This window comes from Mesorhizobium sp. B2-4-13, from assembly GCF_006658535.1.
GTDB lineage: Bacteria > Pseudomonadota > Alphaproteobacteria > Rhizobiales > Rhizobiaceae > Mesorhizobium > Mesorhizobium australicum.
Window position 1 is genome coordinate 160,601 of sequence record NZ_VFVB01000006.1, and the last position, 19,653, is coordinate 180,253.

19 protein-coding genes are annotated in these 19,653 nt (G+C 63.9%); 18 read left to right on the forward strand and 1 reads right to left on the reverse strand.

The features are described from left to right. Nucleotides 1-32: 32 nt before the first annotated feature. From FJ936_RS17990 to FJ936_RS18050, 13 genes are all read left to right on the forward strand, one after another. Nucleotides 33-1,073 (forward strand): enoyl-CoA hydratase/isomerase family protein, encoded by a 1,041-nt coding sequence (locus FJ936_RS17990; protein WP_141906843.1) that lies wholly within the window; start codon nt 33-35, stop codon nt 1,071-1,073. Beyond that, on the forward strand, nt 1,070-1,492 hold the full coding sequence (locus tag FJ936_RS17995) for a DUF6163 family protein (RefSeq protein ID WP_015318253.1): 423 nt from the start codon (nt 1,070-1,072) through the stop codon (nt 1,490-1,492). The genes FJ936_RS17990 and FJ936_RS17995 overlap by 4 nt, the downstream gene beginning before the upstream one ends. 340 nt (nt 1,493-1,832) lie before the next feature. Continuing rightward, nucleotides 1,833-2,348 carry a winged helix DNA-binding protein gene (locus tag FJ936_RS18000; RefSeq protein ID WP_013896002.1) on the forward strand — a complete coding sequence of 172 codons (516 nt, stop codon included), beginning with the start codon at nt 1,833-1,835 and terminating at the stop codon, nt 2,346-2,348. A 351-nt stretch (nt 2,349-2,699) separates the two neighbouring features. Further along, complete coding sequence (locus FJ936_RS18005; protein ID WP_140661940.1) at nt 2,700-3,953, forward strand: murein L,D-transpeptidase; 1,254 nt, start codon at nt 2,700-2,702, stop codon at nt 3,951-3,953. Between the two features lie 136 nt (nt 3,954-4,089). After that, nucleotides 4,090-5,730 carry a Na+/H+ antiporter gene (locus tag FJ936_RS18010; RefSeq protein WP_140787643.1) on the forward strand — a complete coding sequence of 547 codons (1,641 nt, stop codon included), beginning with the start codon at nt 4,090-4,092 and terminating at the stop codon, nt 5,728-5,730. A 180-nt stretch (nt 5,731-5,910) separates the two neighbouring features. Further along, the gene (glyA, locus tag FJ936_RS18015; RefSeq protein ID WP_015318249.1) at nt 5,911-7,224 is read left to right on the forward strand and encodes a serine hydroxymethyltransferase; all 1,314 of its coding nucleotides are present in this window, start codon (nt 5,911-5,913) and stop codon (nt 7,222-7,224) included. Nucleotides 7,225-7,318: 94 nt separating this feature from the next. Then, a complete protein-coding gene (locus FJ936_RS18020; RefSeq protein WP_224529825.1) occupies nt 7,319-7,900 on the forward strand; it encodes a hypothetical protein in 582 nt (193 codons plus the stop codon). Nucleotides 7,901-8,058: 158 nt separating this feature from the next. After that, a complete protein-coding gene (nrdR, locus tag FJ936_RS18025; RefSeq protein ID WP_140718229.1) occupies nt 8,059-8,538 on the forward strand; it encodes a transcriptional regulator NrdR in 480 nt (159 codons plus the stop codon). Nucleotides 8,539-8,540: 2 nt separating this feature from the next. Further along, a complete protein-coding gene (gene ribD / locus FJ936_RS18030; protein ID WP_140787641.1) occupies nt 8,541-9,677 on the forward strand; it encodes a bifunctional diaminohydroxyphosphoribosylaminopyrimidine deaminase/5-amino-6-(5-phosphoribosylamino)uracil reductase RibD in 1,137 nt (378 codons plus the stop codon). 6 nt (nt 9,678-9,683) lie between these two features. Beyond that, complete coding sequence (locus tag FJ936_RS18035; protein ID WP_140787639.1) at nt 9,684-10,301, forward strand: riboflavin synthase; 618 nt, start codon at nt 9,684-9,686, stop codon at nt 10,299-10,301. Nucleotides 10,302-10,409: 108 nt separating this feature from the next. After that, nucleotides 10,410-10,904 (forward strand): 6,7-dimethyl-8-ribityllumazine synthase, encoded by a 495-nt coding sequence (gene ribH / locus FJ936_RS18040; protein WP_140787638.1) that lies wholly within the window; start codon nt 10,410-10,412, stop codon nt 10,902-10,904. Then, nucleotides 10,901-11,401: a transcription antitermination factor NusB gene (gene nusB, locus FJ936_RS18045; RefSeq protein WP_015318243.1), complete on the forward strand. Its 501-nt coding sequence runs from the start codon at nt 10,901-10,903 to the stop codon at nt 11,399-11,401. The genes ribH and nusB overlap by 4 nt, the downstream gene beginning before the upstream one ends. Continuing rightward, complete coding sequence (locus FJ936_RS18050; protein ID WP_140787636.1) at nt 11,398-12,609, forward strand: MFS transporter; 1,212 nt, start codon at nt 11,398-11,400, stop codon at nt 12,607-12,609. Before nusB ends, FJ936_RS18050 begins: the two co-directional genes overlap by 4 nt. A gap of 14 nt (nt 12,610-12,623) precedes the next feature. Here FJ936_RS18050 and FJ936_RS18055 read toward each other — a convergent pair whose 3' ends face one another. Next, the gene (locus tag FJ936_RS18055; protein ID WP_023773263.1) at nt 12,624-13,196 is read right to left on the reverse strand and encodes an NADPH-dependent FMN reductase; all 573 of its coding nucleotides are present in this window, start codon (nt 13,194-13,196) and stop codon (nt 12,624-12,626) included. A 248-nt stretch (nt 13,197-13,444) separates the two neighbouring features. Between FJ936_RS18055 and FJ936_RS18060 the strand changes: the two genes are divergently transcribed. From FJ936_RS18060 to FJ936_RS18080, 5 genes are all read left to right on the forward strand, one after another. Beyond that, nucleotides 13,445-14,323: an ABC transporter substrate-binding protein gene (locus FJ936_RS18060; RefSeq protein ID WP_224691512.1), complete on the forward strand. Its 879-nt coding sequence runs from the start codon at nt 13,445-13,447 to the stop codon at nt 14,321-14,323. A 36-nt stretch (nt 14,324-14,359) separates the two neighbouring features. Then, nucleotides 14,360-15,523 carry an ABC transporter permease gene (locus FJ936_RS18065; protein ID WP_140787632.1) on the forward strand — a complete coding sequence of 388 codons (1,164 nt, stop codon included), beginning with the start codon at nt 14,360-14,362 and terminating at the stop codon, nt 15,521-15,523. Further along, nucleotides 15,520-16,458: an ABC transporter ATP-binding protein gene (locus FJ936_RS18070; protein ID WP_140661948.1), complete on the forward strand. Its 939-nt coding sequence runs from the start codon at nt 15,520-15,522 to the stop codon at nt 16,456-16,458. The genes FJ936_RS18065 and FJ936_RS18070 overlap by 4 nt, the downstream gene beginning before the upstream one ends. Further along, nucleotides 16,455-17,204 (forward strand): ABC transporter permease, encoded by a 750-nt coding sequence (locus FJ936_RS18075; RefSeq protein ID WP_015318237.1) that lies wholly within the window; start codon nt 16,455-16,457, stop codon nt 17,202-17,204. The genes FJ936_RS18070 and FJ936_RS18075 overlap by 4 nt, the downstream gene beginning before the upstream one ends. 263 nt (nt 17,205-17,467) lie before the next feature. Next, complete coding sequence (locus tag FJ936_RS18080; protein ID WP_015318236.1) at nt 17,468-19,609, forward strand: sodium-translocating pyrophosphatase; 2,142 nt, start codon at nt 17,468-17,470, stop codon at nt 19,607-19,609. Nucleotides 19,610-19,653 lie beyond the last annotated feature (44 nt).

Consider the following 19,653-nt stretch of genomic DNA (forward strand, 5'->3'; position numbering starts at 1 on the left):
CCCGCAGGCGCGGGAACAAGGATTCTCTGGCGATGGATTTTGGTGGAGGCGACGAAATTCGCTTCGAAAGGTTGGGCAGGGCCGGGGTCGTCACGCTGACGCGGCCGCAGGCGCTCAACGCCGTCACCCATCGCATGATCAAGGCGCTGGGCAAGGCCCTGCGGTCTTGGGAGCGCGACGAGGGTGTGGATGTCGTCATGGTCAAGGCCGAGGGCAGGGCGTTTTCGGCCGGGGGCGACATCCTGCACATCTACGAAGCCGGCCGGGCTGGAAACCCACCGGTCGAATTTTTCGCCGACGAGTATCGCCTCAACGCCTACATCGCGCGTTTCAAGAAGCCCTATGTGGCGCTCATCGACGGTATCGTGATGGGCGGCGGGGTCGGCATTTCCTTCCACGGTTCGCACCGGGTGATGACCGAGAATGCCCAGTTCGCCATGCCGGAGGTCGGCATCGGCTTTTTCCCGGATGTCGGCGCCAGTCATCTGCTGCCCGACCATGGCGGTTCCTTCGGCATGTACCTGGCGCTGACCGGGAACCGCATTCGTTATGGCGATGCGCTGTGGTCGGGGCTGGCCACCCACACCATCAAGGCTGAAGACCAGGCAAGCTTCCTCGATCGGCTGGCGCTGACGGGCGATCCGGAATCGGTGCTGCGCGGTTTCTTTGTTCCGGCCAAGCGGGAGACCGACAGGCCGATCCTGGAGGCGATCTCCCGCCATTTCGCCCAACCGTCGCTGCCGGATCTGATCGACAGCCTGGACCGCGCGGGCAATGACGAATTCGCCACCGGGACGCTGGCAACGATCCGCACGCGCTCGCCGACCAGCCTTCGCGTCGCCTGGCGACAGATCAGCGCCGGGCAGACATTGTCGATGGACGACTGCATGAGGATGGAGTTCCGCATCCTGAACCGGATGCTGGCCGGCCACGATTTCTACGAAGGCATCCGCGCCGCCATCATCGACAAGGGCTCGAAGCCGCAATGGCGGCCGGCAGCGATCGATGCGGTCAGCGAGGCGGATGTCGAGGCCTATTTTGCCCCGCTCGGCGATCGGGAGCTCGAGTTGTGAGCGAAGTGACATCGAGACGCGTCATCCTGCAGCCCTCGACGGTCGAGGTGATCTTCGCCTGGTTCCAGCGCGTCATCGCGGGTTACTGCCTGCTGTTCGGCATCCTCTACTGGATCAAGCTGATCGGCTTCTATCCGGGCTCGCTGTGGCGGTTCGACCTTATGCCGGTGCATTGGCAGGTCGCGGCGGTGATGCTCGCCGTGTTCTTTCCCTTCGCCGCGGCGGGGTTGTGGATGCTGGCGTCCTGGGGTCCGGTGATCTGGTTCATCTGCGCGGTCACGGAGACGGTCATGTATGCCGGCTTTCCCGAGCTTTTCGGCCATCGTCTGCTGATTATCGTCTCGCATGCCTGCGTGGCGCTGCTCTATATCGTCTTTCGCGTCGTCATATACCTGCAGAAACGACCGGCACGGCACTAATGCATGTCGCCCCGAAGTGTCCTCGGTTGCGGGACAACGACATGCATAAAATCAGAGCCTGCGGCAGGTCGGGCGAATCCTGTTCGCCGCGACATGCTGCAAGCCCTTGTACGCGTTGACGACCTGGCGACCGCCTGAATCCGGCGCGGCGATCATTGCCTAGATCTTTAGGTTAATCATCCTTGCTCGGGTGACCGTTCGTTAAGCGTCTTGCGAAACCTCTTACCGGTAAGCTCTTGTTAGCCCTAGCGTTTAAGTCGAATTTTATGAGTATTCGATAGTGTCGCGATCAAGGTGAAAAACAAAAAATCACCAAGGCGACAAACGAGAGGCAAAGACAATGATCAATTCGCGTCCGGCGGCGAAGACCGCCAACGTTTCCGACGATCGCCGCGAGGCTATCCGTTCCCTGTACATGGAATCGCTGCAGCTGGTCGAGCGCCTGCACCGCCGTCTGCTTGATGTCATCAAGGACGAATTCGACCGCAACGGCCGCTCCGACATCAACGCCATCCAGGCGCTGCTGCTCTTCAACATCGGCAATTCCGAGCTGACCGCCGGCGAACTGCGCTCGCGTGGCTATTATCTCGGCTCGAACGTCTCCTACAATCTGAAGAAGCTGGTCGATCTCGGCTTCATCAACCACCAGCGCTCGCGCATCGACCGCCGTTCGGTCCGCGTCTCGCTGACGCCGAAAGGCAATGAAGTGGCAGACGTGGTTGCCGGTCTCTATGAGCGCCATGTCGGCTCGATCGAACAGGTCGGCGGCATCAACACCGACGAGTTCAAGCAGATGAACCGCGCTTTGCAGCGCCTCGACCGCTTCTGGAACGACACGATTGCCTACCGGATGTAAGAGCATCCTGGAAACGGAGCCCCGCCGCAGAAGCGTGGCCGAAACAGCGACCTCCAGTCAGGGCCGGTGCCGAAAAGCACCGGTCTTTTCTTTTCGCGCGTTCGGCCAAAGCAAATTACGGGCCAAGGCCACGTTGCCGCCATATTCCAATGGAACCGAGAGCGGCAGTGATGCTGTGGTGAAGACCATGCGTCCACCCGCAACCGTGTCGCGCCCCTTGCCTTGGTCGCCAATGTGATACGGACCATGGTTGGCTAATTGTTAAGATTGCCGATTTTAGAGTGCGGGCGAGATCGCGCGATGGTCGACGCAGCAAGTGATCGAACCGCTACAAGAATGTCTGGAACGTCCATGAGAACCAGCCGCCGCTTTTTCCTTTCCGGAGCCTCCGCGCTCGCCGCTGCCGTGGTGGCTGGGCGTGCGAATGCACAGGATGTGATCGGGGATATCCTGAAATCCTCGGCCCGCGGCAACTGGGACGATCAGTTCGATGCCCGCGCCAGCGAAGGCGGCAAGGTGGCCTCGACGCTGCCCATCTTCAGTCCCCAGACTGTGGCCTTCACCGAGCAGGCGGTCGCGCAGTATCAGAACATTGTCGGGCAGGGCGGTTGGACGGACGTTCCCGCGACCAAGAAGCTGCAACTCGGCGTCGACGATCCGGACGTGGTGCCGCTGCGCAAGCGCCTGATGGTTGCGGGCGACCTGTCGCAGAGCGCCGGCATTTCGACGGCTTTCGATTCTTATGTCGATTCAGCGGTCAAGCGCTTCCAGTTGCGCCACGGCCTGCCGGCTGACGGTTCGATGGGCAAATACACCTACGCCGCGATGAACGTTTCGGCGCAGATCCGGCTCGGCCAGTTGCAGACCAATCTGCAGCGGCTGAAGGAAAAGGCCGGCACGCTGGGCAGCCGTTATGTGTTGGTCGACATTCCGGCGGCGCAGATCGAAGCGGTCGAGAACGACCGCGTCGTGCTTCGCCACACCGCGATCGTCGGCAAGATCGATCGCCAGACGCCGATCGTCAATTCCAAGATCAACGAGATCATCGTCAATCCGTACTGGAACGCCCCGGTCTCGATTGTGCGCAAGGACATCATTCCGTTGATGCGGAAGGATCCCGATTATCTCAAGAACAGCCATATCCGCCTGTTCGCGCCCGATGGCAGCGAAGTCGATCCGATGAATGTGGACTGGTCGACGGACGATGCGGCCAAGTACCGTTTCCGCCAGGATCCCGGTTCGGAAAACGCCATGGCGTCGGTCAAGATCAATTTCCCGAGCCCGGACGGCGTCTACATGCACGACACGCCGCAGCAGAGCCTGTTCGGCAAGATGATGCGCTTCGATTCATCGGGCTGCGTGCGTGTCCAGAACGTGCGCGATCTCGTCACCTGGATCCTGCGCGACACGCCCGGCTGGGATCGCCAGCATTTCGAGGCGGCCATCAAGACCGGCCAGAACACGCCGATCCAGGTCACCAACCCGGTGCCGGTGCATTTCCTCTATCTCTCGGCCTGGTCGACAGGACCCGGCGTCGTCCAGTTCCGCGACGACGTCTATGCGCTCGACGGCAACAGCGAACTGCAGATCACGTCTTCGCTGTAACGAGCTGATATTTTTTTCTAAAAAGCCGCTCTCAGGGGCGGCTTTTTTGTTGCGGACGCCGTCAGATCCACTCATTCGGCCGGCTGGACGAAGCTCAGGCGATTGGCGATGGTCGGCAAACAGCCGGGATCGTGCCATGGACGTCGCCATCTTCATTCTCGTCGTGCTCATCTTCGTTGCGCTGTCGGGCGCGCTCGTCCGGCTGGTTCGGGTGCCGCTGCCGGTGCTGCAGATTGCCATCGGCGCGGCCCTTGCTTGGCCTGCCAAGGGGCTGCATGTGGAGATCGATCCGGAACTTTTCCTGCTGGTGTTCATCCCGCCGCTCCTGTTCGGCGACGCCTTCGCGGCGCCCAAGCGCGAACTCGTCGCCTTGCGCGGACCCATACTCGATCTCGCCGTCGGACTGGTCTTCTTCACCATTGTCGGCTTCGGCTATGCCTTGCATTGGCTGGTGCCGAGCATTCCGCTCGTCGTCGCATTCGCGCTGGCTGCCGTGCTGTCGCCGACCGACGCCGTGGCGGTGTCCGCGATCGTCGACAGGAATGTGGTTCCGTCCCGGCTGATGCACATATTGGAGGGCGAGTCGCTGCTCAACGACGCGTCGGGCCTGGTCATGTTCCGCTTTGCGGTGGCGGCGGCATTGACCGGCAGCTTCTCCTTCGCGGGAGCCTCGCTCAGCTTCCTCTACGCCGTCGCCGCCGGCATCCTGGCCGGTGTCGCGGCGCTGTTCATCGCCGCCAAGGCGCTGCAACTGCTCAACCGCATCGGCGGCGTGCCGGCCGAGGCGCAGGTTCTCGTCATGATCCTGCTGCCTTTCGTCGCCTATCTCGGCGCCGAGCATGTCGGCGCCTCGGGCATCCTGGCGGCGGTCACCGCCGGCCTGCTGACCGGGGCTTCTGGCATGTACCGCTTCCTCGGCGTGTCGGCGCGCATGCAGACCCTGTCGCTTTGGGCGACGCTCACCTTCGTCTTCAACGGCGCTCTGTTCATCCTGCTCGGCCTGCAGCTTCCCGACGTCATCCGCAAGGTCCCACCGGAACTGTCCAGCCGTCATTGGCTGATCGAGCCGGTGGCGACGGTGCTGATCCTGACGCTCTGCCTGATCGGACTGCGCTTCCTGTGGATCTGGGTCGGCGACATCGCCCAGGCGATCGCGGCACGCATCGGCAAACGCGAGTCCGAGCCGTTCGGATTTCGCGTCCGGCTTGCCGGCTCCGTGGCCGGCGTGCGCGGCGCCATCACATTGGCGGGCATCCTGTCATTGCCGCTCGCTTTGCAGGACGGCTCTCCCTTTCCGGCACGCGATGTGGTGATCTTCCTTGCCGCCGGCGTCATCATCTGCTCGCTTCTGATCGCCAGCCTTGCCTTGCCCAGGATAGCGCGGGGGCTGGTCGAGCCGGGCAAGGATCCGGCGGCGGCGGAAGAGCGCCGGGCGCGCGTCGGCGCCGCCAATGCGGCGATCGCCAGGATCGAGAGCATCGCCAACGAGGCGGGCGAGGGCGAGGCGGTCCAGGCTCGGCTGGCCGTCGCCGACAGCATCGTGGCAGGTTATCGTAGACGCATCGCGGCTTCGGACGAAGCCGACGAGGCCCGTGCCGAGGCTCGCGAGGCCGGCAGGCTGGAACTGGAACTCAGGGCGGCCGGCATCGAAGCCGAGCGCTCCGCGCTGCGCGCCATGTTCCGCAGCCAGGAGATCAACGATCACACGATGCGCGCGCTGTTTTCTGAAATCACCTTGACCGAGGCCTTGTTGAAGCAGCGGCGGGACAGGAAATAGCGATCCGCCGCGATCCGTTGGCGCAAACCGGCCAGCAAATTTCGCGCTGCAAACGTGGCGAGCCCAAAACAACTGTGTTAATGGCCCGGCGAACGCAATGCATGTCGCCCAAGGCCGTTGAGTGGTTCGGGACGACGGCGTGCACGAATTTGCCCTTCCAACCCTAGGGGAACTCAGGCCATGGCAACAGCAGCGGCGGCGTCCAACAAATTCGAATCCTTCTTCGAAACCACTTTGGAAGATGCCGATCCGGAGATCTTCGGCGCCATCCGCAACGAGCTCGGTCGCCAGCGCCACGAGATCGAACTGATCGCCTCCGAAAACATCGTCTCGCGCGCCGTGCTCGAGGCGCAGGGGTCGATCATGACCAACAAATATGCCGAGGGCTATCCGGGCAAGCGCTACTATGGCGGCTGCCAGTTCGTCGACGTGGCCGAGGAACTGGCCATCGAGCGTGCGAAAAAACTGTTCGGTTGTAACTTCGCCAACGTCCAGCCGAATTCCGGCAGCCAGATGAACCAGGCGGTGTTCCTGGCGCTGCTGCAGCCCGGCGACACTTTCATGGGCCTCGACCTCAATTCCGGCGGACATCTCACCCATGGCTCGCCGGTCAACATGAGCGGCAAGTGGTTCAAGGTCGTCTCCTATGGCGTGCGCAAGGACGACCATCTGCTTGACATGGACGCCATCGAAAAGACCGCGCACGAGACCAAGCCGAAGCTGATCCTGGCCGGCGGCACAGCCTATTCGCGCATCTGGGACTGGAAGCGTTTTCGCGAGATCGCCGACGCCGTCGGCGCCTATCTGATGGTCGACATGGCGCACATTGCGGGCCTCGTTGCCGGCGGTGTGCATCCCTCGCCCCTGCCGCACGCCCATGTGGTGACGACCACCACGCACAAATCGCTGCGCGGCCCGCGCGGCGGCATGATCCTGTGCAATGACGAGGATATCGCCAAGAAGATGAACTCGGCGGTGTTCCCCGGCCTGCAGGGGGGACCGCTGATGCATGTCATCGCCGCCAAGGCGGTGGCCTTCGGCGAAGCGTTGAAGCCGAGCTTCAAGGTCTATGCCGAAAGCGTGGCCGCCAACGCCAAGGCGCTTGCCTCCAGCCTCAAGGAAACGGGCCTCGACATCGTCTCCGGCGGCACCGACAACCACCTGATGCTGGTTGATCTCAGGCCCAAGAACGCCACCGGCAAGCGCGCCGAGGCGGCCCTTGGCCGCGCCAACATCACCTGCAACAAGAACGGCATCCCCTTCGATCCAGAGAAGCCCTTCGTTACCTCTGGCGTGCGGCTCGGCACGCCCGCCGGCACCACGCGCGGCTTCGGCCAGGCCGAGTTCCGCGAGATCGGCAAGCTGATCGCCGAGGTGCTGGATGGGCTCAAGGTCGCCAATTCCGACGAAGGCAATGCCGCGGTCGAGGCGGCGGTCAAGGCCAAGGTCGTCGCATTGACCGATCGATTCCCCCTCTATCCCTATCTCGGTTGATTCCTTATCTCGGTTGACCGGGCGCGAAGCGTCATCTTTTATCCACCGGCATCGCGTCACCCCTGATCGGGTGACGCATCGAACCGGAGAATTGATGATGCGCAATTTCTGTCTTGCTTCTCTCGGCGCCTTCGGTTGGCTGGCCGCCTGCGGCCCCGTTTTGGCGCAGACGCAGCCCGCCGCGGACATGCCTGCGACCAGCACTTTCGGCCGGTGGACGACAATGGTCGATACGCTCGACACCGGCCAGGACGCGCACAAGACCTGCGCGGCTTCCACAGCCTTCTTCGATGCGAGTGGCAATTCGGGCACGCTGACATTGTCGATCTCGACCGGCGACGCGCTGCCGCCCGATGCTTATCCGGCAATCTTGATTACCATCGACAACAAGAGCCTGCTAACCGGCAAGAAGATCGCGGCGACTTTCGGCGATCCCGGCGTCAAGGTTTCGACGACTGTCTATTCCAATGACGCCGTCAACGGCCGTCCGAGCTGGACGATCGACAACCAGGCCAAGACCAGTCTTGCGCTGCTGCGGGCCATGCGCCAGGTTACCTCGCTCGATGTGGCTTTCGGCAAGCAGGCTGTCGCCAGCATTCCGATGGACGGTTTTACAAAGGCCTATCGCAATCTCGGCGCGTCTTGCGGCTTTCCAACCAAGGACGTGGCGCCATAGCGGGCTGGCCGGCGCAACTGCTTGCCGTGCTGGCAATCTTCCTCGCGCCTCGCTATCTCTGAGGTACGGCAGGCCGTGGAAAAGCGGAACTGCTTCAATCCGCACCGGAAAGGTTCTAAGCCTTTCACCCCACCAGATTCGCGAACCCAAGGCTCTCCATGCGCTGTCCCTATTGCCAGTCCGAAGATACGCAGGTGAAGGATTCGCGCCCCGCCGAGGATGGCGCGGCGATCCGCCGGCGGCGTGTCTGCCCCGATTGCGGCGGCCGTTTCACGACGTTCGAGCGCGTGCAGTTGCGCGACCTCGTCGTGGTCAAGAAGTCGGGACGAAAAGTGCCGTTCGCCCGCGACAAGCTGTTGCGCTCGGTCGAGATCGCGGTGCGCAAGCGCAATGTCGATCCCGAGCGCATCGATCGCGCGGTGACCGGGATCGTGCGCCAACTGGAAAGCTCCGGCGAAACGGAAGTGGCCTCGGGTGAGGTCGGCCGGCTGGTCATGGATGCGCTGAAATCGCTCGACGATGTCGCCTATGTGCGTTTCGCCTCGGTCTATCGCAATTTCCGTGAGGCCAAGGATTTCCACGAGCTGCTCGGCGAGCTGAAGGGGGACGAAGAAAAGAGCGAAGAGGACGCCGGCTGAGCATGGCAGCACCGCAACGCAGCGAGGCCGAACAAGCGGCCCCTGACCGCCGTTTCATGGCCGCGGCCTTGCGGCTGTCGCGCAAGAACGCCGGACGCACCTCGACCAACCCTTCCGTCGGCACGCTGATCGTGCGCGATGATGGGACCGGGCCGATGATCGTCGGTACCGGCGTCACCGCCGTCGGCGGCCGGCCGCACGCCGAGACCGAGGCGCTTGCCGAGGCCGGCGAACTCGCGCGTGGCGCAACCGCCTATGTCACGCTCGAGCCTTGCGCCCATCACGGCCGCACACCGCCTTGTGCCAACGCGCTGGTCAGTGCCGGCATCGCGCGTGTCGTGGGTGCGGCCAGTGATCCCGATCCGCGGGTCTCCGGCAAGGGTTACGCCATCCTGCGCGAGGCCGGTGTCGAAGTGGTCGAAAAGGTCCTCGCCACGGAAGCTGCCGAACAGATGGCGGGCTATTTGATTCGCTCTCTGAGAAAACGCCCCGAAGTAATTCTGAAGCTTGCGCTTTCCAGCGACGGCAAGATCGGCAGGGAAGGCGCCGGCCAGGTCGCGATAACAGGCGACATGGCGCGCCGCGAAGTCTACCTGATGCGCGCCGAGGCGGACGCCATCCTGGTCGGCATCGGCACGGCGCTGGAAGATGATCCGGCACTGACGGTGCGTTTGCCCGGACTGGAGAACCGGTCGCCGGCACGCATCGTGCTCGACCGCCAGATCAGGCTGCCGGAGGGCTCGAAGCTGGTGTCGGGCGTCGATCGCGTACCTCTTTATGTGGCGGCTTGCCTGGAGGCCGATCCGCAGCGCCGGGCCGCGCTCGAGCGCGCCGGCGTGCGCTTCATCGGTACGGAGACGCACGAGGGCGGCGTCGCATTGCCGGAGCTGCTCGAGGATCTGGCGGCGCTTGGCATGGCAAGCGTGCTGGTCGAGGGCGGCGCCAAGGTGGCGAGCGCCTTCCTGGCCGACGGGCTGGTGGACCGCATCGTGCTGTTCCAGGGTCCGGAAGCGATCGGCCAAGATGGCATTGCATCGCCTGTCGACGCTGACCATGTCCCCGCGGGTTTTCGCAAGCTGCGCGAGATGCGGTTCGGCGAAGACGGTTACGCCGAATGGATCAGGGATTTTCAGGGATAGCGATCGATGTTTACCGGGATTGTCACCGATATCGGCACCGTGGCCGCCATCAAGCCGCTGCGGGAAGGGGTGGGACTGCGCATCGACACCGCCTATGATCCCGAGACCATCGCCATCGGCGCGTCGATTTCCTGCGGTGGCGTCTGCCTGACGGTCACGGCTTTGCCCGACAGCGGCTCGAACGCGCGCTGGTTCGAGGTCGAGGCCTGGGAGGAGGCGCTCAGGCTGACCACGGCGTCCGGTTGGAAGTCCGGCACCAGGATCAATCTGGAACGGGCGCTGAAGATCGGCGACGAGCTTGGCGGCCACATCGTTTCGGGCCATGTCGACGGTACCGCCGAGATCATTGAACGCCGGGATGAGGGCGATGCGGTGCGCTTCACACTGGAAGCGCCGCGCGATCTGGCGAAATTCATCGCGCCGAAAGGCTCCGTCGCGCTCGATGGCACCTCGCTCACTGTCAACAGCGTTGCGGGCACTCGCTTCGACGTGCTGTTAATCCACCATTCGCTGACCGTCACCACCTGGGGCGAGCGCAAGGCAGGCGACCGCGTCAATCTCGAGATCGATACCATGGCCCGCTACGCCGCCCGGCTGGCGGACGCGGCGAAAGAGGGGCTTTGATCGCCTGCGGGACAGTCCGACCCACGGCAATCTGATACGCGTCGGGCAATCTTCCGCTTGCGATCAAACCGGCTTCGGCCTAAGTCACCGGCGACTCCGGAGACATCTATGGCTGGCACATCCCAACACGGCAAGGCGTTCATTCGTCCCAAGAAGAAGGCTCACCTCCTCGTCATCGAGGCGCGCTTTCACGACGACCTTGCCGACGCACTGCTCGATGGCGCGACAAGCGCACTCGACGAAGCGGACGCGACTTACGACGTCGTCACCGTTCCCGGTTCGCTCGAAATTCCCGCGGTGATCACCTTCGCGCTCGACGGCATGGCCGAAGGCGGGACGGGCTATGATGGTTTTGTCGCACTCGGCACCATTATCCGTGGCGATACCTATCATTTCGACATCGTCGCCAATGAATCCAGCCGTGCCCTCATGGACCTGTCCGTGCAGGACTCGGTCTGCATCGGCAACGGTATCCTGACCACCGAGAACGATGCGCAGGCGTGGACGCGGGCCAAGCGCTCCGAAGGCGACAAGGGCGGCTTTGCCGCGCGCGCGGCGCTGACCATGATCGCGTTGAAGGAACAACTGGGAGCGCAATCGTGAGCGAACCCGCTTCGCCCGGACAGCCCGCGGTGCGCCACGCCAACAAGCGCGGCGCTGCCCGTCTGGCCGCCGTGCAGGCGCTCTACCAGATGGATGTCGCCGGCAGCGGCGTGTTCGAGATCACCGCCGAGTACGAGGCGTTCCGTCTCGGCAAGGAGGTCGACGGCGCGCTCTATCGCGAGGCCGACGCGCAGTGGTTTCGCGCCATCCTGACCGGCGTCGTCGAGAACCAGAAGACCATCGATCCGATCATCCGGCAGGCGCTGACCGACGACTGGCCGCTGTCGCGCCTCGATTCGACGCTGCGGGCCATTCTGCGCGCGGGCGTCTACGAACTGATGAAGCGCGAGGACGTTCCTGTCGCGGTCATCGTCACCGAATATGTCGACATCGCCAAGGCTTTCTACGAAGAAGACGAGCCGAAGCTGGTCAATGCCGTGCTCGACCGCGTGTCACGCCGGGTGCGTGGCGAGGGACGCGGCAAGGACGCTTCGTGACTGCCGTCGCGGCCGCGGCGGGCAAGGAGGCGCGGCGCACCGCGCTGATCCTCGCCGCCTCGCAGGCGATCATCGGCTCGGTGGCTCCCATCGCCATTTCCATGGGCGCGCTGGCCGGGCAATATCTGCTCGGCGCCGACAAATCCCTGGCGACCGCGCCGATCACCGGCTTCAATCTCGGTGTGGCGCTCGGCGCCTTGCCCGCGGCCGCCATTATCCGCTGGCTGGGGCAGCGTGGCGGTTTCATGACCGGAACCGTGGTCACCGCGCTCGGCGGGCTGGTCGCCACCCTGGCTTTGTTTCATGGCAGCTTCTGGCTGTTCGCGTTCGCGCTGCTCGTCATCGGTGTCGGCGGCGCCTTCGTCCAGCAGTTCCGTTTTGCCGCGGCCGACAACGCGCCGCCGGCGTTCAAGGCCCGCGCCATCTCCTTCGTGCTCGCCGGTGGCATCATCACCGCCATCCTCGGGCCGCAGATCGTCATCTTCACGCGCGAATTGTTCGCACCAGTCATGTTTGCCGGTTCTTTCGCCTCGATCCTGCCGCTGGCGGTTGTCGGCGCCGTGATCCTGTCGTTCCTTCGTTTGCCGTCGAGGACCGCGAGCAAGGTGGACGTTGCCGACGGCGATGCCCGACCCCTTTCCGAAATCGTCACCAAGCCGCGTTTCGTCGCGGCGCTCTTCTGCGCCGTCGGCAGCTATGCGCTGATGAGTTTCGTCATGACCGGCGCGCCGCTCGCCATGGTGGGCTGCGGCCTGTCGGAGGACGATGCGACGCTGGGCATCTCCTGGCATGTCATGGCGATGTTCGGGCCGAGCTTCTTCACCGGCTCGCTGATCCATCGCTTTGGCGCCGAGCGCATTGTCGCCATCGGCCTGCTGTTGCTGATCGGCTGTGCCGTCGTTGCCTTGTCGGGCCTGGCGCTGTGGCAGTTCTGGGCGGCGCTGATCCTGCTCGGCCTCGGCTGGAATTTCAGCTTTATCGGCGCCACCGCCATGGTGGCGGCCAGCTACCACCCTTCCGAAAAGGGCAAGGTGCAGGGCTTCCACGACTTCGTCCTGTTCGGCTCCGTCGCCTGTGCGTCGCTGATGTCGGGCATGGTCTACAACGCCTGGGGCTGGACCATGCTCAACTGGATGATCTTTCCCGTCGCCGCACTTTGCTTCGTGGCACTCGGCGCGCTGAAGATCACAAGCTTGCGGCCGGCTTGACGCGAATTTGAAAGCTATGCATCCGGCGGCAGAACCTGAAGCACCCGCGCTATGAACATATGGAACTCAGCCATGTAATTGCGCAGGAAATCCTCAGTGGATTCAACCGTCACCTCGCCGTCATCCGTGATCAGTCCCGGCGTGAACTGGATATAGGCTTCGGGCGCATTCATCTGCGGTGAGTTGCAGAAACTCAGCACGCTGCGGAGGCTTTGTTGGGCGACAGCGGTCGCGATCGCGCCCGGCGATGTTCCGATGACGGCCGACGGTTTGCGCGCGAATGAATTCTTGCCGTAGGGGCGGCTGGCCCAGTCGATCGCGTTCTTCAGTCCGCCGGGGATCGAGCGATTATACTCCGGGGTGACGAACAGCACGGCCTGGACGGAGGCGATCGCCTTTTTGAAAGCCTGGGCGGCCGGCGGGAAATTGGCGTCGTAGTCGTAACTGTAGAGAGGCAGATCCTTGAAGCCGATTTCCGTCATTTCGAGCTCGGGAGGGGCAAGTTGAACAAGCGCCTTCGCGAGCTTGCGGTTGATGGATGCCTGGGCAAGGCTGCCGATGAGATAACCGACCTTGTGTATGGCCATGACACGCTCTCCGTGTTTGCCGCCACCCTCGTGGCATTATTCACCCGATAGCGGCCAATCGCCAGCCCGCTGTTGCCGCCAGGCCCAAATCGGCGCGTCCGGAACAAAAATATTGCGCTGGTCCCCCTTCTTATGAAACCGTGTGCCCCGACTGGCCGTTGAAGCCATGCTCATATGCGGCCACCGCATTCCGGTTCACAGCAAGGGGTTTCACAATGTTTTCAGTCAAGGTTCTGGCCAGCGCGGCGATGGCGCTCGCCATCACGGCGGCTTCCGCGAGCGCTCAGGTCGTCGTCTCCTCGAAGATTGACACCGAGGGTGGCGTGCTCGGCAACATTATCCAGCTCGTCCTCAACGCCAACAACATCAAGACCACGGACCGCATCCAGCTCGGCGGCACGCCCGTGGTGCGCAAGGCGATCACCGCCGGTGAGATCGACATCTATCCCGAATACACCGGCAACGCCGCCTTCTTCTTCGAGAAGGCCGATGATCCCGTGTGGAAGGATGCCGCCAAGGCCTATGAGACGGCCAAGAAGCTTGACTACGACGCCAACAAGATCGTCTGGCTGTCACCGGCGCCGGCCAACAACACCTGGGCGATCGCCCTGCGCAAGGAAGTGACGGACGAGAACAAGCTCGTCACGCTGTCGGACTTCGGCAAATATGTCGCCGGCGGCGGCAAGGTGGTCCTGGCGGCCTCCGCCGAGTTCGTCAATTCGGCGGCAGCCCTTCCGGCCTTCCAGACTACCTACGGCTTCACGTTGAAGCCGGACCAGCTGATCACCCTCTCTGGTGGCGATACGGCGGCAACCATCGCGGCCGCCGCCAACCAGACCAGCGGCGCCAATGCTGCCATGGTCTACGGCACCGACGGGGGCATCGCGCCATCGGGCCTCGTGGTGCTGACTGACGACAAGGGCGTGCAGCCGGTCTATCAGCCGGCGCCGATCATCCGCGAATCCGTGCTGAAGGAGCATCCCGAGATCGAAACGCTGCTGAAGCCGGTCTTCGCCAAGCTCGATCTCGTCACGCTGCAGGAGCTGAACGGCCGCGTGCAGGTCGGCGGCGAGCCGGTCAAGGGCGTCGCCGAGGACTTTTTGAAGAAGAACGGGTTTTTGAAATAGCGACGCGTCGATAGCGACGTCAGGGCGAGGCGCCTTATGGCCCCGCGTTTCGATAAGCTCGGCGTGGTCATCGCTGCACTCGCTGCTTACGCCGCGTTTCTCGCGCCGTTCGCCACCTTCCGCGCCAACCGCATCGTTCCCGGCCAGGCACGCTCTATCGTCGAGGCGCTGCCGCAGGCGATAGGGCCGTTGCTGCTCGCAATCGTTGTCGCGGCGGCAATCATCGCACTCCTCAAAACGCCGCTCGTCTTGCGCCTTGCAGTGAGCGTCGTGACGCTTGTCGCGCTGGCGCTGCTCATCGGCGTCGCCGGCACATTCCTCACTCCAGCCGGCAATACCTTTGCTCGGGTCTCGCCGGCATCCGGCTTCTGGATTCTCATCTTCGCCTTCACGCTGTTGCTCGCCGACGTGCTGACCCGGCTCAACCTGTCGCCCTCGGCGCGCGTCGGCGTGCTTGTCGTTGCGGCGCTGGCCATCGGCTTGCTGCTGATTTCGGGACGCTGGGACAGCCTCTCGATCCTCAAGGAATACTCCAACCGCGCCGACAGCTTTTGGGCCGAAGGCTCCAAGCATGTGACCCTTGCTCTCGGCTCGTTGCTTGCCGCCGTGATCGTCGGCCTGCCGCTCGGCATCCTGTGCCACCGTGTCGAGAGCCTGCGGGCCGGCGTCCTCAACGTCTTGAACATCATCCAGACCATTCCCTCGATCGCGCTGTTCGGGCTGCTGATCGCGCCGCTTGGCTGGGTCGCGGCCCACGTTCCGGGGGCCGCCGCGCTCGGTATCAGGGGCATCGGCACGGCGCCCGCCTTCGTCGCCCTGTTCCTCTATTCGCTGCTGCCGGTGGTGGCCAACACCGTGGTCGGCCTTGCCGGCGTGCCGCGTGCCGCCAATGACGCGGCGCGGGGCATGGGCATGACGGACCGCCAGCGCCTGTTCGGTGTGGAGTTTCCGCTGGCCTTTCCGGTGATCCTCACCGGCATCCGCATTGTGCTGGTGCAGAATATAGGCCTTGCCACCATCGCCGCGCTGATCGGCGGCGGCGGTTTCGGCGTGTTCGTCTTCCAGGGGGTCGGCCAGACGGCGATGGACCTGGTGCTGCTTGGCGCAGTGCCGACCGTGGCACTCGCCTTTGCCGCCGCCATCATCCTCGACGCCGTGATCGAAATGACCGCCACCAAGCGCAGGGTTGAAACGGCATGATCGAAATCGAAGGCATCACCAAGCGCTATGACGCGACCACTGTCGTCGACGACGTCTCGATGGTCGTCGAGCCGCGCACGGTCTGTGTCATTGTCGGCACCTCGGGCTCCGGCAAGACGACTCTGCTGCGCATGATCAACCGGCTGGTCGAACCGACCGCCGGCGTCATCAAGCTCGATGGTGCCGACAATCGATCGGTGCCGGGGTACGAACTGCGCCGCAGCATCGGCTACGCCATCCAGGGCCACGGCCTGTTTCCGCATCGCACGGTGGCGCAGAACATCGCTACCGTGCCGGTGCTGCTTGGCTGGGACAAGGCGCGCATCAAGTCCCGCGTCGACGAGCTGATGACGCTCTACCAACTCGACCCCCAGGAATTTGGGCCGCGCTACCCGCATGAACTGTCCGGCGGCCAGCAGCAGCGCGTCGGCGTTGCCCGCGCGCTCGCCGCCGAACCCAACGTGCTGTTGATGGACGAGCCGTTCGGCGCACTCGACCCGATCATCCGTACCAAAGCGCAAGAAGATCTGCTGGCAATCCAGAAGCGCTTCGGCACCACCATCATCCTCGTCACTCATGACATGGAGGAGGCCGTGCACATGGGGGACAAGATCGCGGTGATGGATGCCGGCAAGCTCGTGCAATATGCAAGGCCGGCGGAGATCCTGGCGAACCCAGCCAGCAGCTTTGTCGAAACCCTGGTCGGAGCCAGCGAAAAACCATTCAGGCTACTGTCGCTGGGGCGGGTACGCGATGCGGTGGAGCAGGGCGGCGCCGAAGGCGAGGCGATCCCCGGCGACGCCAGCCAGCGTGACGCGCTCGCGGAACTTCTCTGGTCCGGCAGGCCGGCGCTGCCGGTGAAGGGTGCCGACGGCAAGCCGATCGGCCGCGTCACCGTCGACGGACTGATCAAGCGCGCGGCGAGGCCGGCATGAAGGCCTGGCTGCCGCTGCTGCTCAGGCTTGCGCTGGTGGTGTTGCTTGTTGCCTTCATCACCAGTCCGGGGTGGTTCGAGCCGTTGCTGAAGCCGCTGACCGAAAACAACGCTCCCGTAATCTACAATCAGGGCAGCCTGCTGACGCTGACGCTGCTGCATCTGCGCACCGTGTTGATCGCGACCGTCGCCGCCACCATCGTCGCGGTGGCGCTCGCCATCCTCGTCACCCGGCCGGCTGGCGTCGAATTTCTGCCGTTGTCGCGCAGCCTGGTCAACATCGGCCAGACCTTTCCGCCCGTGGCGGTGCTGGCGCTCGCCGTGCCGGCAGTCGGCTTCGGCGAGAAGCCGACGCTGATCGCGCTGTTTCTCTATGGACTGCTGCCTATCTTCGAGAACGCACTGACCGGGTTGACGACGCTGCCGGCTAACGTCGTCGAGGCGGCGCGTGGCGCCGGCATGACCGGCTGGCAAAGGCTCACCAAGGTCGAGTTGCCGCTCAGTGCACCGATCATCCTTGGCGGCATAAGGCTCTCCGTGGTGATCAGCCTGGCCACGGCCACCATCGGCTCGACGGTGGCCGCCAAGACACTCGGTGAGGTGATCATCGCCGGCCTGCTATCCAACAATCTCGCCTTCATCCTGCAGGGCGGCCTGATCGTGGCGGCCCTTGCCGTGCTGATCTATGACGGACTGTCGGCGGTAGAGCGCTACACGGCGCGCCGGATGGGTCGCGAAGCGGAATGATCCTCGGGGAGACGGAGGTCTTGCCTCGGATGGTTCCCTAGCGTGATTTCAATCGATCTAAATCGAAGGCCCTTTCGGCTCTGCCGTCGCGGGTTTTGCCTTTTGGACGAAAGCCGGGCAAAAACTGAACAATATCTTGACGTTCGCGGCCCTGTTTCGCATACACCGATGCGAAGAGGCGGATTCCGCGCGCGGAATCCGGTCTTTGTCTCAACGGCCCAGGGAGGGGTTCTTTTGGGCCAACAATCGAGGAAAATTCGGCAATGACCATTATTTCCGCCGTCATCGCCTGCGGCCTGCTTTCAATCCTATACGCCATCTGGGCGACACGTTCGGTCCTCGCGGCCGATCAGGGCAATGCACGCATGCAGGAAATCTCCGCCGCCATCCGCGAAGGCGCCCAGGCCTATCTGGCGCGCCAATACACCACCATCGCCATCGTCGGCGTGGTCGTGCTCGTGCTCGCCTGGTGGCTGCTGTCGATCACCGCCGCCATCGGCTTCCTGATCGGCGCCGTTCTGTCGGGTGCCGCCGGCTTCATCGGCATGCATGTTTCGGTGCGGGCCAATGTACGCACCGCGCAAGCGGCTTCCAACAGCCTCGCCGCCGGCCTCGACATCGCTTTCAAGTCGGGCGCCATCACCGGCATGCTGGTGGCCGGCCTCGCTCTGCTGGGCGTTTCCATCTATTATCTCGTCCTGACCCATTTCATGGGTCTTCAGCCAAACGATCGTATCGTCATCGATTCGTTGGTCTCGCTCGGCTTCGGCGCCTCGCTGATCTCGATCTTCGCCCGTCTCGGCGGCGGCATCTTCACCAAGGGTGCCGATGTCGGCGGCGATCTGGTCGGCAAGGTCGAAGCCGGTATTCCGGAGGATGATCCGCGCAACCCGGCCACCATCGCCGACAATGTCGGCGACAATGTCGGCGATTGCGCCGGCATGGCCGCCGACCTGTTCGAAACCTATGCGGTGACGGTTGTCGCCACCATGGTTCTGGCCGCCATTTTCTTCGGCGGCACCGCTGTCCTCGGTGCGGCGATGCTGTATCCGCTCGCCATCTGCGGCGCCTGTATCCTGACCTCGATCGTCGGCACCTTCTTCGTCAAGCTCGGCTCCAACGGCTCGATCATGGGCGCGCTCTACAAGGGCCTGATCGTGACCGGCCTGCTGTCGATCGTCGGCCTCGGCGTCGCCACCTCGGCCACGCTCGGCTGGGGCGAGGTCGGCACCGTCGCCGGCATGACGATCACCGGCAAGAACCTGTTTATCTGCGGCCTGATCGGCCTCGTGGTGACCGGGTTGATCGTGGTGATCACCGAGTACTACACCGGCACCAACAAGCGCCCGGTCAACTCCATCGCCCAGGCGTCGGTGACCGGCCACGGCACCAACGTCATCCAGGGCCTCGCGGTCTCGCTGGAATCGACGGCACTTCCGGCAATCGTCATCGTCGGCGGCATCATCGCCACCTACCAGCTCGGCGGCTTGTTCGGCACGGCGATCGCCGTCACCACCATGCTCGGCCTCGCCGGCATGATCGTGGCGCTCGACGCCTTCGGCCCGGTCACCGACAATGCCGGCGGCATTGCCGAAATGGCGGGCCTTCCCAAGGAAGTGCGCCACTCCACCGACGCGCTCGACGCGGTCGGCAACACCACCAAGGCGGTAACCAAGGGCTACGCCATCGGTTCGGCCGGCCTCGGCGCGCTGGTGCTTTTCGCGGCCTACTCGAACGACCTGAAGTTCTTTGCCGCCAATGGCGACAAATATCCCTACTTCCAGGGCATGGGCGAAATCTCCTTCGATCTCTCCAACCCTTACGTCGTCGCCGGCCTGATCTTCGGTGGCCTGATCCCCTATCTGTTCGGCGGCATCGCCATGACGGCGGTCGGCCGCGCGGCGGGCGCCATCGTCGAGGAGGTGCGCAAGCAGTTCCGCGAGGATCCGGGCATCATGGCCGGCACGTCCAAGCCGAACTATGCGCGTGCGGTCGATCTCCTGACCAAGGCGGCGATCCGGGAGATGATCATCCCGTCGCTGCTGCCTGTGCTGGCGCCGCTCGTCGTCTATTTCGGCGTGCTGCTGATCTCGGGCTCGAAGGCGTCCGCCTTCGCCGCGCTCGGCGCCTCGCTGCTCGGCGTCATCGTCAATGGCCTGTTCGTCGCCATCTCGATGACCTCGGGCGGCGGCGCCTGGGACAACGCCAAGAAGTCGTTCGAGGACGGGTTCACCGACAAGGACGGCGTCAAGCACCTCAAGGGCTCCGAGGCACACAAGGCTTCGGTGACCGGCGACACCGTCGGTGATCCCTACAAGGACACCGCCGGCCCGGCGGTCAACCCGGCGATCAAGATCACCAACATCGTGGCGCTCCTGTTGCTGGCCGTGCTCGCGCACGGCTGAGCGGGAGCGGTTGAAAAAACCCGCGGGGAGCGATCCCCGCGGGT